This is a genomic window from Streptomyces montanisoli, from assembly GCF_017813245.1.
GTDB classification, from domain to species: Bacteria; Actinomycetota; Actinomycetes; order Streptomycetales; family Streptomycetaceae; genus Streptomyces; species Streptomyces montanisoli.
Window position 1 is genome coordinate 1 of record NZ_JAGIQL010000060.1, and the last position, 14342, is coordinate 14342.

Genomic DNA, 14342 nt, shown 5'->3' on the forward strand with positions numbered 1-14342 from the left:
CCCCGCCCCGCCCCCCCCCCCCCCCCCCCCCCCCCCTCCCTCTTCCCAAGCAGGCGTCGGCACACGCGATACCTCGGAGACTGCAGTTCAGACGCGTGTTCTTCCGGTCTCCGCGGGCCCGCTCGCGGCCGAGCGCGCGCGCCAGGCCCGTATCGCCGTCGTCGGAGCCGTCACCGAGCGCTGGGCCCCCGAGCAGGCGGGGCCCGTGCACGAGAACTGGCAGCTCGCGCCGCCCATCGGGCCCGCCACCGACCTGTGGGCGCTCGGCGCGCTGCTCTACCGCGTGGTGCAGGGCCACGCCCCCTACCCGGAGGAGAACGCCGCCGAGCTCGTCCAGCTCGTCTGCTCGGAGCCGCCCGCCTACGCCGAGGACTGCGGCCCGCTGCGGCCCGTCGTCGAGTCGCTGCTGCGTCAGGACCCCACGGAGCGCCCCGACTTCGAGGAGCTGCGCGGGTGGCTGCGGTCCCTCGTGCGCTCCGCGCCCGAGCCCGACGCGGGCCAGGACCTGGTCTCGGTGCCCACCGTGGACGGCAGGCTGCCCATAAAGCGCCGCAAGGGCGAGCTGGTCCGGCGGCGCCGCCGCTGGGGCCGCGGCAGGGCCGCGGCCGAGCGCGACAGCGCGGCGGCCAGGCACCGCCACAAGCGCGGCGGCCGTGCCGCGGTGGAGCGGCCGCCCGCCGCGCCCGCCACGTACGGGCTCGAACCCTCCTGGGCCGAGCGGGACACCCGCGAGGACAGGGGCCTGGCCGCAGACCTCTTCGAGCACGCGAGCGGCGAGCTGCACGGAAGCACGGGCCGTACCAGCCGCAACGGCCGTACAAGCCCACCCGGCGGTACCGGCCGCCGCACGCCGCGCGCACTCGGCCGTACGCTGCTGGTCCTGATCCTCCTCGGGCTCGTGGCCGCGGTCGTCTACGCGATGGTCTTCCTGCCCAAGTCGGGTGACGCGCACGGGCAGAGCGTCAAGGAGGCGCCCTCGGGCGGCTCGCCCTCCGCCTCCACCCGCTCCGCATCCACCTCCTCCGCCCCCGCGAAACCGACGGGCGCGCCGACCGTCGCGGCCGGTTCCGGGACCCGGCTCGCCAAGGGCTACGTCATACGCAAGGACCCGGAGGGCTTCCAGGTGGCAGTCCGGCAGGGGTGGAAGCGCAGCCCGATCAACGACAGCGGCCAGGTCCGCTACGTGAGCGGGAGCTTCAGCCTGATCGTCGTGCCCGGCAGGGACACGGTGAAGGCCGACGGCTCCGACCCGCTCGCCTACCAGAGCGACAAGGAACCGGAGTTGCGCCCGTTCCGCTCGTCGACGTGGGCGAGCGCGTCGGGCCTGCGCAGGATCGACGTCGGCAACCAGGCCATGGCCGAGGGCCAGTACACGTGGCAGGACAGCAACGGCGCCACCGTGTACGTCCGCAACCTCGCCATGATCGTGAAGGGCCGCTACCACGTCATCCAGGTCATCGGCCCCGACAGCCAGCGCGACGAGGTGAGCGAGATCTACCAGCAGGCCACCGCTTCCTACAAGGTCGACGGCTGAGAAGACAACCTACGGTTCTCACAAGGAGATTGACGGTCTGTAGGCGAACACCCACAGGCCGGGTGACAGTGCTGTCTCATCCACCCCCGGCGCTCGGAGTTCCCAGGTTCGCTCCGTAACCTGTTGTGGCGCGCGCTACGAACAGGGCGGGGTACGTGGACGATTCACAGAGCACGGGTGCGGGGATGCTCCTGGCCGGACGGTACCGGCTGGGCGAGACCATCGGCAGGGGCGGCATGGGCCGCGTGTGGCGAGCGGTCGACGAGACGCTGCACCGCACGGTCGCCGTCAAGGAGTTGACGGCAGGCCTGTACGCGGCCGAGGCCGACCGCCAGGTACTGCACCGGCGGACGCAGACCGAGGCGCGCGCCGCGGCGCGCATCACCCATCCGAACGTCGTCACGGTCCACGACGTGCTGGAGTACGACGGCAGGCCCTGGATCGTCATGCAGTACGTGGACGGCCGTTCGCTGTCGGACGCCGTCAAGGACTCCGGCACACTGGACGCGCGCGAAGCGGCCAGGATCGGCGGCGCCGTGCTCTCCGCGCTGCGCGCCGCCCACGCGGCCGGCGTGCTGCACCGTGACGTCAAGCCGGCCAACGTGATGCTGGCGCGCGACGGGCAGATCCTGCTCGCGGACTTCGGCATAGCCGCCGTGGAGGGCGACGCCTCCATCACCAGGACCGGTGAACTCATAGGCTCCGTCGAGTACCTGGCGCCCGAGCGGGTACAGGGTGGCGCTCCCGGTCCCGCGTCCGACCTGTGGTCGCTGGGGGCGACGCTGTACGCGGCGGTGGAGGGCTCGTCCCCGTACCACCGCGACAGCGCGCTCTCCACCCTGCAAGCCGTGATGGAGGAGGAGGCGCCCCGCCCGCGGTCGGCGGGCGCGCTGGCCCCCGTGATCGTCGCGATGCTGGACAGGGACCCGGCCGGGCGGCCGGACGCGGCCGCCTGCGCGAAGCTGCTCCGTGACGTGGCCGAGGGACGGACCGAGACGGTGGCGTACCCGGCCGAGAGCCGCAGCGCACCCGTGACCTCGTTCGTCACGAGGCCGCAGCCCGCGGCCGCCGCCCATCAGGGCATGGCGCCCCATCAGGGCGTGGCGCCCCATCAGGGCATGGCCGCCCAGCAAGGCGTGACCGCGCACCAGGGCATGGCCGCCTACCAGGGCATGGCTCCCCACCAGGGCGCGCCTGCCCCGTACGGCACCTACGCACCCGAGCCAGCCGCCGTCCACGGCGGCTCTGCAACGCACCAGGTCGCGCACGCGCGCCAGGGGAGCGGGGCGCCCGCCCAGGGGGCCGGGGGCGGTCCGGCCGGGCCGCGCGGAGGCGCCGCGGGCGCGAGGGGCGGCGGGTCCCGCCGTCGCTCCATCGCCCTCGCCGTCGTCGCCGCACTCGTCATCGGCGGGGGGATCGGCTTCGCCGTCACGCAGTACGGGGGCGGCGGCGGGCAGGCGCAGGCGAAGGGCCAGGACGGGGCGTCGGCGCGACCCGGCGGCGGAGGCGCGACGGACGCCGCGGGCGACTCGGGTGGCTCGGACGGCTCAGGCGGTTCGAACTCCTCGGCCGACAGCGCGAAGTCGTCGCCGGACACCGGCGGCGACGGGCAGAGCGGCGGCTCGGCGGACGGCGACGGGCAGTCGGGCGCATCGGGCGGCGGCACAGGGACGGGCGGCGGCAACGTCCCCGCCGGATGGCGGCGGGTCACGGCACCCGAGGGGTTCAGCCTGTGGCTGCCCAAGGGGTGGACGCGCGTCCAGGGCGTGAACACCATCGACTACAGCCCCGACGGCGACCTGCACTTCGTCCGCATCAGCGTCGACACCCAGCCCGACTTCCCGACCCCGCTCGACCACCTCAAGAACCTGGAGGGTTCCGGCGGCCATGTCGGTCACCTGACCGACTACCAGCGGCTCGAACTCAACACCGACACCTACCGCGACCAGAAGCTGGCGGCGCGCTGGAAGTTCACCTGGACCCAGCAAGTCTCGCAGGGCGTGCCGGGACCGCGCACGGCCGCCGACCTGATGTACGTGGACGACGACACCGGCACCGAGTACGCGATCTACATGTCGACGCCGACGCTGCACTGGAGCGACGCGAAGTTCGCCACGGTCCTGCGCGGCTGGCAGCCGCCTGCGAACCCGGGCGGCTGACCGGGCCCCCGCCGGGCCCGGCGGGCGATACTGCCACCGATCACTGGCGGCATTGTGCGTGCGCGGTGAAGAAGGTTACCGCCGGGTACCCAAAGCCGGTGATGCGGAATACGCTCGCGCCATGACGGACTCAAAGTCGACGAAGTCGGCGGCGGCCGAGCCTGCGGAGGCGGCCGCCGTGGCCCGTACGGACGGCGGCCCCACCAACCCGGTCGCCCAGGCGCCCGCCGGTGCCCGCACCGCGTCCGATGTCGTCACCCCCGAGCTGGTGGCGCGGCTCGGCAAGGGCGTGACCGGCTCAGGACGCACCACGAGCCACACCCCGTACACCGGCGAGGTGCTGGCCGAGCTGCCGGAGTCCTCCGCCGCCGACGTCGAGACGGCGTACGCGCGCGCCCGTGAGGCGCAGACGTCGTGGGCCGCGCTGCCCGTGCGCCGCCGCGCGGCCGTCCTGCTGCGCTTCCACGACCTGCTGCTCGACCGGCAGACCGAGGTGCTCGACCTGATCCAGCTGGAGACGGGCAAGGCCAGGTCGCACGCGCACGAGGAGGTCCAGGGCCTCGCCGTCGAGGCCAGGCACTACGGGCGCGCCGCCCACACGTACCTCGGGCCGCGCCGCCACGTCGGCGTCCTGCCCGCGCTGACCAGGGTCACCGAGGCGCGCAGGCCGAAGGGCGTCGTCGGGCAGATCGTGCCGTGGAACTACCCGCTCGAACTCTCCGTCGGCGACGCGCTGCCCGCCTTCGCCGCGGGCAACGCCGTCGTCATGAAGCCGGACACCGAGACGGCGCTGACCGCGCTGTGGGCGCGCGAGCTGCTGATCGAGGCCGGCATGCCTCCGGGTGTGTTCCAGGTGGTCCTCGGCGAGGGGCCGGTCGTCGGCCCCGAGGTGGTGCGCCACGCCGACTACGTCTCGTTCACCGGCTCCACCCGCACCGGACGCGAGGTCGCACGCGGCGCCGCCGACCGGCTCGTCGGCGTCTCGCTCGAACTCGGCGGCAAGAACGCCATGCTCGTGCTGGACGACGCCGACGTCGAGAAGGCCGCGGCGGGCGCGGTGCGCGCCTGCTTCTCCTCCGCGGGTCAGCTGTGCGTGTCCATGGAGCGGCTGTACGTCCACGAGTCGGTGGCCGACGCGTTCGTGTCGCGCTTCGTCGCCCGTACGCGGGCCATGCGGCTCGGCGCCTCCCTCGCGTACTGCGCGGACATGGGCTCGCTCGCCGGGGAACGCCAGCTCAAGGCGGTCAGCGCGCATGTCGAGGACGCTGTGACCAAGGGGGCCACGGTCCTCGCGGGCGGCGTCGCCAGGCCGGACGTCGGCCCGTACTTCTACGAGCCGACGATCCTCGACGGCGTCACGGCCCCGATGGCGGTCTGCGCCGACGAGACGTTCGGGCCCGTCGTCTCCGTCTACCGCTTCCACGACGAGGACGAGGCGATCGCGCGCGCCAACGAGGGCGCGTACGGGCTGAACGCGAGCGTGTGGACGAAGAGCGCACGGCACGGCCAGGCCGTCGCGGAGCGGCTGCTGACCGGCACGGTCAACATCAACGAGGGGTACGCGGCCGCCTACGCCAGCGTCAGGTCGCCCATGGGCGGCATGAAGGACTCCGGACTCGGCCGCCGCCACGGCGCCGAGGGGATCCTCAAGTTCACCGAGGCCCAGACGGTGGCGCGCCAGCGCCTGGTGCCGCTCGCCCCCTCGTTCGGCATGGACGACGAGGCGTACGCGCAGTTGATGAGCCGCGGCCTGCGGGCGATGAAGGCGCTGCGGCTGCGCTGACCAGGGAGGCTGACGGTTTGCCCACGGACCAGCACGACGAGGACCAGCACGACCAGGACGAGCACGACCAGAATCAGGACCGGGACGAGCAGGACAACCAGGGGAGCGGCGGCGACGGCACCGGCCCGTTCGACTACGACGTCGTCGTGGTCGGCTCCGGCTTCGGCGGCGCGGTGGCCGCGCTGCGGCTGACGGAGAAGGGCTACCGGGTCGGCGTCGTCGAGGCCGGGCGCCGGTTCACCCGCGACACGCTGCCCAAGAACTCGTGGGACGTGAAGAACTACCTGTGGGCGCCCGCGCTCGGCCTCTACGGCATCCAGCGCGTGCACCTGCTGGGCAACGTGATGGTCCTCGCGGGTGCGGGCGTCGGCGGCGGTTCGCTCAACTACGCCAACACGCTGTACGTTCCGCCGCCCGCGTTCTTCGCCGACCCGCAGTGGGCATCGATCACCGACTGGCACGAGGAGCTCGCGCCCTACTACGACCAGGCGCGCAGGATGCTCGGCGTGCGCACCAACCCGACGATGACACCGTCCGACGTGCACCTGAAGGCGGCGGCCGAGGCGATGGGGGTGGGCGACACGTTCACCCTCGCGCCGGTGGGCGTCTTCTTCGGCGACGGCAAGGACGCGGCCCCCGAGGCGGACGCGGCCCCCGAGGCGGACGCGGCCCCCGAGGCGGACGCGGGCGCTGACGCCGGCGAAAGCGACGGCAAGCAGCCCGACGCCGTCGCGCCCGGCACACCGGTCGCGGACCCCTACTTCGGCGGCGCGGGCCCGGAACGCGCCGCCTGCACCGAGTGCGGCGAGTGCATGACCGGCTGCCGCCACGGCGCGAAGAACATGGTCACCGAGAACTACCTCTACCTGGCGGAGCGCGCCGGCGCGGTCATCCACCCCATGACGACCGTCGCCGCCGTGACGGAGGGCGCGGACGGCGGGCACCGCGTCGTCACCGTGCCGACCGGGGCACGCCGCAGGCATGGCGCGTACCGGACGCTCAGGGCCAGGTATGTAGTGATCGCGGCGGGCACGTACGGCACCCAGACTCTGCTGCACACGATGCGCGACCGGTCGCTGCTGCCGCGCCTCTCGCCCCGGCTCGGCGAGCTGACCCGCACGAACTCCGAGGCGCTGGTCGGCGCGCAGACCGACGACCGCCGCTACCGCGCGCGCCACGGCGCCGAACGCGCCGACTTCACGCGGGGCGTGGCGATCACGTCGTCCATGTATCCGGACCGCCACACGCACGTCGAGCCGGTGCGCTACGGCAAGGGGTCCAACGCCATGGGCGCGCTGTCGATCCTGCAGGTGCCGCACAGCGACCACCGCGTACGCGCCTGGATCGGCAACGCGCTGCGCCACCCCGCGCTGATGGCGCGGTCGCTGTCGAACCGGCGCTGGTCGGAGAAGACCATCATCGGGCTCGTCATGCAGTCGCTGGACAACTCCCTGACCACCTACCTCAAGCCGAGCGGCCCGGGAAAGGGCCTGCTGACCGCGCGGCAGGGACGCGGCGAGCCGAACCCGAAGCAGATCCCGGAGGCGTCGCGCGCCGCGTCCCTCATCGCCGAGGAGATCGGCGGCTTCCCTGGCAGTAACGTCGGCGAGCTGATGGGCACGCCGCTGACCGCGCACTTCCTCGGCGGCTGCCCGATCGGCGCGTCGGCGGACGAGGGCGTCATCGACGCCTACCACCGCCTCTACGGGCACCCGGGGATCTCGGTGGTGGACGGCTCGGCCGTCTCCGCGAACCTCGGCGTCAACCCGGCGCTGACGATCACGGCGCAGGCGGAGCGCGCGATGTCGCTGTGGCCGAACAAGGGCGACGAGGACACGCGGCCTGGGCAGGGCGAGGCGTACGTGCGGCTGAAGGCGGTGGAGCCCAAGGCGCCCGCTGTGCCGGCCGGCGCGTTCGGGGCGCTGCGGCTGCCGTTCGTGGAAGTGCCGAAGGTGCCGGCCCGGAAGAAGGCGTGAGACCGGCTGCCGCCGCGAGAGACCACCGCAAGGGACGCTGCACCCCCCTCCGAGTGCAGCGTCCCGTTGCCGGGTCAACGCATGCAAGACCCGCGACACGCGTAGATGGTTGCCATCGGACTCACAGGAACGGCGTGTGAACTGCGTCACGTCGCCGTGAGGCGGCTGTGCATGCGTGCGCGGAAGGGAGGAAGGAGGGGCGCGGGCGATACGGGTGCGACCGGGCCCGGGCGTCCCCGGGACCGGTCGACCTGAGTGACCGGGCTGCTGTCCCCTGCTGTCCGGTCACCGGCACCGGGGCGCGGTCCCACGGCGTGCCGTCGGCACGCCACACGCCCCGGCATAGCCACGCGTGGATGCGGCTGGTTACTGCCGGGTGCCGTACCTGGCCGGCACGGACGCACGGACCAACGACGGTGCGGCAGGCCCGGTCACGCGCCGTACGGGTGAGTGCCGTCCACGCGCCTTGCCCGAACTCAGATACGGCCCCGTCAGATACGGCCTCGCGAGAGCTCGAGGAGCGTGAGCGCCAGGGGCGCACCCGGCTTGCCGAGGGCCGTGCTGTAGCGGGCCAGGATCTCGTTCTCGCGCGCGATGTTGACGCGGCGGCCGCCGGAGGTCATGCGCGCCTGCTGGATGGCGGCCGACACCGCCATCCGCTCCTGGATGAGGCCGATGATGCGGTCGTCCAGGCTGTCGATGCGTCCGCGCGCGCCCTCGATCACGGTGGTGGCCTCCTGGCTGTGCGCGCCGGTGGCATTGCTCGCGGTGGAGGTGGCTGGGGTACTGGAGGCGGTCATGGCGGGTGCTCCTCGGGTCGGCGGGGTGCCCCGGACGCGGATCCGGCCCGGAATGCGGAAGCGCCCCGGACCTTGCCGGTCCGGGGCGCTTTCGGAAGTCGCTTGTCAGCGCAAGCAGCACGACCTCTGGCACCCGGACTGGCCGGTGCCATAGGTAAAGACGAAGGTCGAGTGCTCGCGCATGGCAGCAGTATGGCCCTCACGGGCGCCGAGGGCCAACAACGCGCCCGGATGATGAGACGCCCGGACGGTCGACGGGGCGGTCGGCGGGACGGGCACCAGGACGGACGGCCCGCTGCCGCACGCCGGTAGAATCGGGGGTACCGACCGACCACCCCGCCATACCGCCGGAAGGCCGCCCCGTGCCAGCAGCACCACCCACCGCCGCCGACAACATCCACGAGGACACGGTCCTGGTCGTGGACTTCGGGGCGCAGTACGCCCAGCTCATCGCCCGCCGCGTCCGCGAGGCCCGGGTCTACAGCGAGATCGTGCCGTCGACGATGCCGGTGGACGAGATGCTGGCGAAGAAGCCGAAGGCGATCGTCCTGTCCGGCGGCCCGTCGTCCGTGTACACGGAGGGCGCGCCGCGCCTGGACAAGGCGCTGTTCGAGGCCGGTGTGCCGGTCTTCGGCATGTGCTATGGCTTCCAGCTGATGGCGACGGCCCTCGGCGGCACGGTCGAGGCCACCGGCGCGCGGGAGTACGGCGGCACCCCGCTGCACGTGTCCAAGCCCGGCTCCACGCTCTTCGAGGGCACGCCGGACGAGCAGTCCGTCTGGATGTCCCACGGCGACACGTGCTCGGCCGCTCCCGCCGGCTTCACCGTCACGGCGTCCACGGACGTGGTGCCGGTCGCCGCGTTCGAGAACGACGAGAAGAAGCTCTACGGCGTCCAGCACCACCCCGAGGTCATGCACTCGACGTACGGGCAGCAGGTGCTCGAGCACTTCCTCTACCGGGGCGCCGGCATCGAGCCCACCTGGACCACGTCGAACGTCGTGGACGAGCAGGTCGCGCTGATCCGCGCCCAGGTCGGCTCCAAGCGCGCCATCTGCGGGCTGTCCGGCGGAGTGGACTCCGCGGTCGCGGCCGCGCTCGTGCAGAAGGCCATCGGCACGCAGCTGACCTGCGTGTACGTGGACCACGGCCTGATGCGCAAGGGCGAGACCGAGCAGGTCGAGAAGGACTTCGTCGCGGCGACGGGCGTACAGCTCAAGGTGGTCGACGCGTCCGAGCGGTTCCTCGGCGCGCTCGCCGGGGTCAGTGACCCGGAGCAGAAGCGGAAGATCATCGGCCGCGAGTTCATCCGCGTCTTCGAGCAGGCGCAGGCCGAGATCGTCGCGGAGGCGGGCGCCGAGGGCGAGGACGTCGCGTTCCTCGTCCAGGGCACTCTCTACCCCGACGTCGTCGAGTCCGGCGGCGGCTCGGGCACCGCGAACATCAAGTCCCACCACAACGTGGGCGGCCTGCCCGACGACATCGAGTTCGAGCTGATCGAGCCGCTGCGCAAGCTGTTCAAGGACGAGGTGCGGATGGTCGGCCAGGAGCTCGGCCTGCCGGACGAGATCGTCCAGCGCCAGCCGTTCCCCGGCCCCGGGCTCGGCATCCGGATCGTCGGCGAGGTGACACGCGCGCGTCTCGACCTGCTGCGCGAGGCGGACGCGATCGCCCGCGAGGAGCTGACGGCCGCCGGGCTCGACCGCGAGATCTGGCAGTGCCCCGTCGTGCTGCTCGCCGACGTGCGCTCCGTCGGCGTCCAGGGCGACGGCCGCACGTACGGCCACCCGATCGTGCTGCGCCCGGTGTCGTCGGAGGACGCGATGACGGCCGACTGGTCCCGGCTGCCGTACGACGTGCTCGCGAAGATCTCCACGCGCATCACCAACGAGGTGGCGGAGGTCAACCGGGTGGTCGTCGACGTGACGAGCAAGCCGCCCGGCACGATCGAGTGGGAGTGACGCGGGAAGCATCCGCGCGGGTGACCCGGCCGCCACGCCGTTGACGCGCCGGGTGCCCTGCCCGCCGGCCGGTGCGTGAGCCTGACCGGCCGTTTCTCCTGTCTTCCCGTCTCCCTCGGCTGATCGTGACGATGTCGTCACCGTGCGCAGCCGTCCGTTGGCTGGTACCGCCCGGTAGGTGCGGCAGAATTCGCAGTCATACCAACGGAGTTGCGCGGCGGGGCCGGTACGAGGCCCCGCGGGGAAGGTGGCGTTCGGCGTGGCGGTGCAGGAGGCTGCGGGGCGTGCGGAGGCGCACGAGGGCGGGTGCACCTGCGGCGACTGCCCGCACGGGGCGCGCGAGGGTCACCGGCGTGCCGTCGCCGCGTTCCTCGCCAAGCGCGACGAACTGGCCGCGGGCCAGGGCTTGCCCGCCGCCGTCGAGTACTCCGCGAGCGCCTCGCGGCAGTGGGTGTCGGACGAGCTGACGCAGTCCGCGCGTACGGTCGCCGAACGCGGACGCGAGGCGGGCGAGGCATGGCTGTCCGCCGTGTGGCGCCGCACCCTGCTCGCCGTGTGGGGCGGCGTGGTCGCGCTCGTACTCGTCCAGGCGCTCACCGCTGTCGGCGCGGGATGGACCGCGGCCCGCACGGCCGGGCTGATCGCGGGCGTCCTCGTCGGCGCGCTGCTCACCGCGGCCGCCACCCTGCACCGCGGCCGAGGCGGCCTGCTCGCGCCGCTCATCGGCGACGACAACCGCCTCTCCACCTCGCCCACCGTCGCCTCCGCGTGGCTGCTGCTCGCCGTGTTCGCGATGGTCGTGCTGGCGCTGCGGCTCGCGATCGCCTCTCACCACGCCGACCGGGCCAGGATCCTCGCCGGCCTGCGACTCGCCCACGGCGGCGGGCTGTTGACGGCACTCGCCGTGGTGTGCGCGGTCGCCGTGGCCGTCCGCGTGATCGTGGCAGCGCGCGTCGCCACCCGGCACGTGCAGAAGGTGCGCGCCGACCGGCCGCGCCTGTCCGACCTGCTGTGCGACGACGATCGGCGCGGCAGCCTCACCGACGTGCAGTACGTCTTCGTCAGCGCGGCCACCGTCGCCCTGTGCGCCGTACGCCTCGCCCGCCGCCCCGACCAGCTGCCCGACCTGCCCTGGGCGGCCGCCCTACTGCTGGCCGTGTCCGCCGCCACCTACTTCGCGGGCAAGTTCGCCGAGGGCGGCCGCCCCGTGGTGATGTCGGTGGTACGCGCCCGCGAGGCCGGCGACCTCGACGCGCCGATCAGGACCGGCGACGACATCGAGATCCGCGGCTCCGGCTTCGTCCCGCCGGGCGCCGCCACGCCCGACCGCCTCGCGCGCATGGTCGTCCGGATCGGCGCGGTCCACGTCCACGTGCCGCTGGTGCCGGTCCCCGGCGGCTTCGCGAACCCGTCGGACGCGCTGCTGACCGTCCCGGTACCGGCCGAGGTGGAACCGGGCCCGGTCGGCGTCCGGGTCGTCACGGCGGGCGGCGTCGAGACGAACGAGGTCATGATCCAGGTCTGCGAGTAGCCCCGCGCGGCGGCGTTCGCGCAGTGACATGCGCGCAGTGGCGTTCGCGCAGCCGTCACCCCGCCGGTCGCCACCGGGCTTTCCTGAGAACCGGCTGAGAATCCGGCCGTCCCCGTGGTTTCCCGCCGTGGGGGTGAGTGCTGGGGCCGTCGTCCGCGTATGCACTATGGAAGCGCGCGGGCGGGACCGGCCTCGCGGCACCGGTGTGGAGAGGAAGGCGGGCCCACGATGGCACAGGGCTTTCGTACGGACAGTTTGGGAACGATCGGCGGCGGGGAGCGCCGACCTCGCGGGCTGCGCGGGATACCCCCGGTGTACGCGCTGCTCCCGCTCCGGGTCTTCCTCGGCATCACCTTCCTCTACGCGGGCATCGACAAGCTCACCACCAGCGGGTTCTTCGCTTCCAGCGGGGCCGGCTCGGTCGGGGACATGATGCGGGGCGTGCGGGACAGTGCCGCGATCCCCGCGCTCGTCGACCTCGCGCTCAAGAGCCCCGCCGGATTCGGCTACGCCATCGCGTTCGGCGAGCTGGCCGTCGGCATCGGCACCCTCCTCGGCGTACTGGGCCGCGTCGCGGCGGCCGGTGGCGCCCTGATCTCGCTCAGCCTCTGGCTGACGGTGAGCTGGCAGTCCACCCCGTACTACTACGGCAACGACCTCGCCTACTTGATGGCCTGGCTGCCGCTCGTGCTCGTCGGCGCGCCCGTGTTCTCGCTCGACGCCGTCTGGGCGCGCCGCCGTCGCGCGCTCTGAGTCGTCGTACCCACGACCGCTGCCACCAGCAGTCCGCCGCACAACAGCGGTAGCGCCGTGAACCACGCCGTGTGCCACGCGCCCGCCGCGTCGCCCGCGTAGAGGACCGCCGTCGCCATGGCGACGAGCCCCGCGATCAGCCGTCCCGGCCTCGCCTCATGACGCAGCACGGGTCACCTCCACCTGTCCGAGCCCGACGTCGAGCGTCAGGGCGATCCTGCCCGGCACCGGCCCCGGCGCCTTCCGCGCCCCCGGGCGCGCGGGGAACGTCCGGTGCACCGAGTGGTTCGGCGACAGCTCCGCCGCGCCGCCGCGGGCGCCGGTGTCGCCGGGCAGGCGGATCTCGCCCACCCCGGTTTTCGCCCGTATGTCGAGCGCGACGCCGTCGGGCACCCGCACCTCGAGCCGGCCGCCGCCCACCCTGGCCGACGTACGGACCGTCTCGCCCGCCGGGACCCGCAGCCCGGTCAGGTCGAGCGTCCCGACGCCGGAGCCCAGCCGGTACGAGCCGTCCACGGCGGCCGCCGTCGTGGGGTGCCACGTGTGCTGCGTCCACCGCGTGGTCATGTCGGCGGGCAGTACCGTCGCGCCGGCGAGCAGCAGCGTCGTGACCACCGTCAGGAAGATCGTGCCGAACCCCGTACGTCCGAGGAAGGCGCTCACCGCGAGGCCGAGCCCCAGCACGGCCAGCGCCGCGGCGAAACCGATCTGGAGGCTGAGCCCGAGCGGATGCGTGTGCCACGAAAGGCCCGCCCCGAGCCCGCCCGCGACGAGCGCGAGGACGAAGACGAGACCGCCGATGTCGACCGCTCCGCGCGGCGCGTCGGACAGGCCCGGCACGTCCGACAGGTCGGGCAGCCCCCGCACGCCCGTCGCGCCGGGCGCCGCCTCCTCCGCCTCGTACCCGTACGCCGGCGCCTCGCGGACGGCGCGGCGCCGCGCGCCCTTCCACCGCGTGGCCCCGCGGCGCGTGGGACGCAGCGCCTCCTCAGGGCCCCAGAGGTACGTGGTGCCGTAATGCCCCGTGTTCCCGTCCTTGACTATCGGGTCCCGCCACCACGAGGGGCTGCCCGGCACGGGCGGCGCCTTCGTCTCCGGCGGCGCGTCGGGCACGGCCTGCGCCGCGTGCGCGTCGAAGAGACGGCCCGCGCCAGGCCTCGTGCGCCGGTGCTTCGACCAGACGGCGGACGCGACGACCGCACACGTCAGCATGGTGGCGAAGCTGAGCGTGCCGCCGTTGCCGAGCATGGAGAGGAAGAGGCCGCACCCGACGAGGGCGAGCAGCACCGCGATGAGCGCGGCGCCGTCCACACGGCCGGAGAGCATCTTCCTGCCCTCGTTCTCGTCTTCTCCTTCCAAGGGGATCAGCAGCCAGGCGAACCCGTAGAAGATCATCCCGAGGCCGCCCGCGACGCTGAGGACGCCGATGACGATGCGGAAGATGACCGGATCCACGTCGGCATACCGGCCGAGCCCGCCGCACACCCCCGCGACGACCTTCTGCCGTGGGCTGCGGCTGAGCGGGCCGCGCCCCTCGGCGTCCCCTCCCTTGCCCAGGTGAGCACCGGAGCCGCTGCCCGGGGACAGGCCAGGCCCGTCGCCGGCGGAAAGGCCAGGCCCGCCGCCGGAGGAGAGGCCGGGCCCGCTGCCGGGGGAGCGGCCGGGCCCGTCGCCGGGGGAGCGGCCGGGGCCGGACGGCTCCTGGCCGCGCGGCTCCCGGCCGGGGGGCGGGCCCCCGGCCTGCCCCTCGTGCCCGCTGTGCTCTGGCGGCGATGTCATGAGTCCATGGTGGCTGCCCCGCAACCCCCGCTCCACCGGCACCGACCCTGGCCCGTCCCTGATATT

Annotated in this window: 9 protein-coding genes; 7 read left to right on the forward strand and 2 right to left on the reverse strand. The window is 73.6% G+C overall.

The features are described from left to right. From JFN87_RS16310 to JFN87_RS16325, 4 genes are all read left to right on the forward strand, one after another. Nucleotides 1-1534: serine/threonine kinase C-terminal domain-containing protein (locus JFN87_RS16310; protein WP_504739780.1), on the forward strand; the 1534-nt coding region annotated here is incomplete at its 5' end. Nucleotides 1535-1689: 155 nt separating this feature from the next. Beyond that, nucleotides 1690-3693 (forward strand): serine/threonine-protein kinase, encoded by a 2004-nt coding sequence (locus JFN87_RS16315; protein ID WP_209340800.1) that lies wholly within the window; start codon nucleotides 1690-1692, stop codon nucleotides 3691-3693. A gap of 121 nt (nucleotides 3694-3814) precedes the next feature. Beyond that, nucleotides 3815-5476: a succinic semialdehyde dehydrogenase gene (locus tag JFN87_RS16320; protein ID WP_209340801.1), complete on the forward strand. Its 1662-nt coding sequence runs from the start codon at nucleotides 3815-3817 to the stop codon at nucleotides 5474-5476. 17 nt (nucleotides 5477-5493) lie between these two features. Continuing rightward, nucleotides 5494-7452, forward strand: coding sequence for a GMC oxidoreductase (locus JFN87_RS16325; protein WP_209340802.1), 1959 nt, complete (start codon nucleotides 5494-5496; stop codon nucleotides 7450-7452). Between the two features lie 491 nt (nucleotides 7453-7943). Here the strand turns inward: JFN87_RS16325 and JFN87_RS16330 are convergent, their stop codons facing one another. Next, nucleotides 7944-8252: a chorismate mutase gene (locus tag JFN87_RS16330; protein WP_209340803.1), complete on the reverse strand. Its 309-nt coding sequence runs from the start codon at nucleotides 8250-8252 to the stop codon at nucleotides 7944-7946. 362 nt (nucleotides 8253-8614) lie between these two features. Here JFN87_RS16330 and guaA point away from each other — a divergent pair, with 362 nt between their 5' ends. The 3 genes from guaA to JFN87_RS16345 all read left to right on the forward strand — a co-directional run bounded on the left by guaA (nucleotide 8615) and on the right by JFN87_RS16345 (nucleotide 12497). After that, nucleotides 8615-10213 carry a glutamine-hydrolyzing GMP synthase gene (gene guaA / locus JFN87_RS16335; protein ID WP_209340804.1) on the forward strand — a complete coding sequence of 533 codons (1599 nt, stop codon included), beginning with the start codon at nucleotides 8615-8617 and terminating at the stop codon, nucleotides 10211-10213. Nucleotides 10214-10472: 259 nt separating this feature from the next. Continuing rightward, nucleotides 10473-11744, forward strand: coding sequence for a hypothetical protein (locus tag JFN87_RS16340; protein ID WP_209340805.1), 1272 nt, complete (start codon nucleotides 10473-10475; stop codon nucleotides 11742-11744). 228 nt (nucleotides 11745-11972) lie between these two features. Further along, nucleotides 11973-12497, forward strand: a complete 525-nt coding sequence (locus JFN87_RS16345) for a DoxX family protein (RefSeq protein WP_209340806.1) — start codon at nucleotides 11973-11975, stop codon at nucleotides 12495-12497. Nucleotides 12498-12653: 156 nt separating this feature from the next. On the opposite strand, the gene JFN87_RS16350 is transcribed toward JFN87_RS16345, so the two are convergent. Further along, on the reverse strand, nucleotides 12654-14276 hold the full coding sequence (locus JFN87_RS16350; RefSeq protein ID WP_209340807.1) for a PspC domain-containing protein: 1623 nt from the start codon (nucleotides 14274-14276) through the stop codon (nucleotides 12654-12656). Between the last annotated feature and the right edge of the window lie 66 nt (nucleotides 14277-14342).

Excerpts from the sequence above, each read along its gene's own strand:
- JFN87_RS16320 (WP_209340801.1), top strand. The coding sequence starts at position 3,815 with ATGACGGACTCAAAGTCGACGAAGTCGGCGGCGGCCGAGCCTGCGGAG.
- JFN87_RS16330 (WP_209340803.1), bottom strand. The coding sequence starts at position 8,252 with ATGACCGCCTCCAGTACCCCAGCCACCTCCACCGCGAGCAATGCCACC.
- JFN87_RS16345 (WP_209340806.1), top strand. The coding sequence starts at position 11,973 with ATGGCACAGGGCTTTCGTACGGACAGTTTGGGAACGATCGGCGGCGGG.
- JFN87_RS16350 (WP_209340807.1), bottom strand. The coding sequence starts at position 14,276 with ATGACATCGCCGCCAGAGCACAGCGGGCACGAGGGGCAGGCCGGGGGC.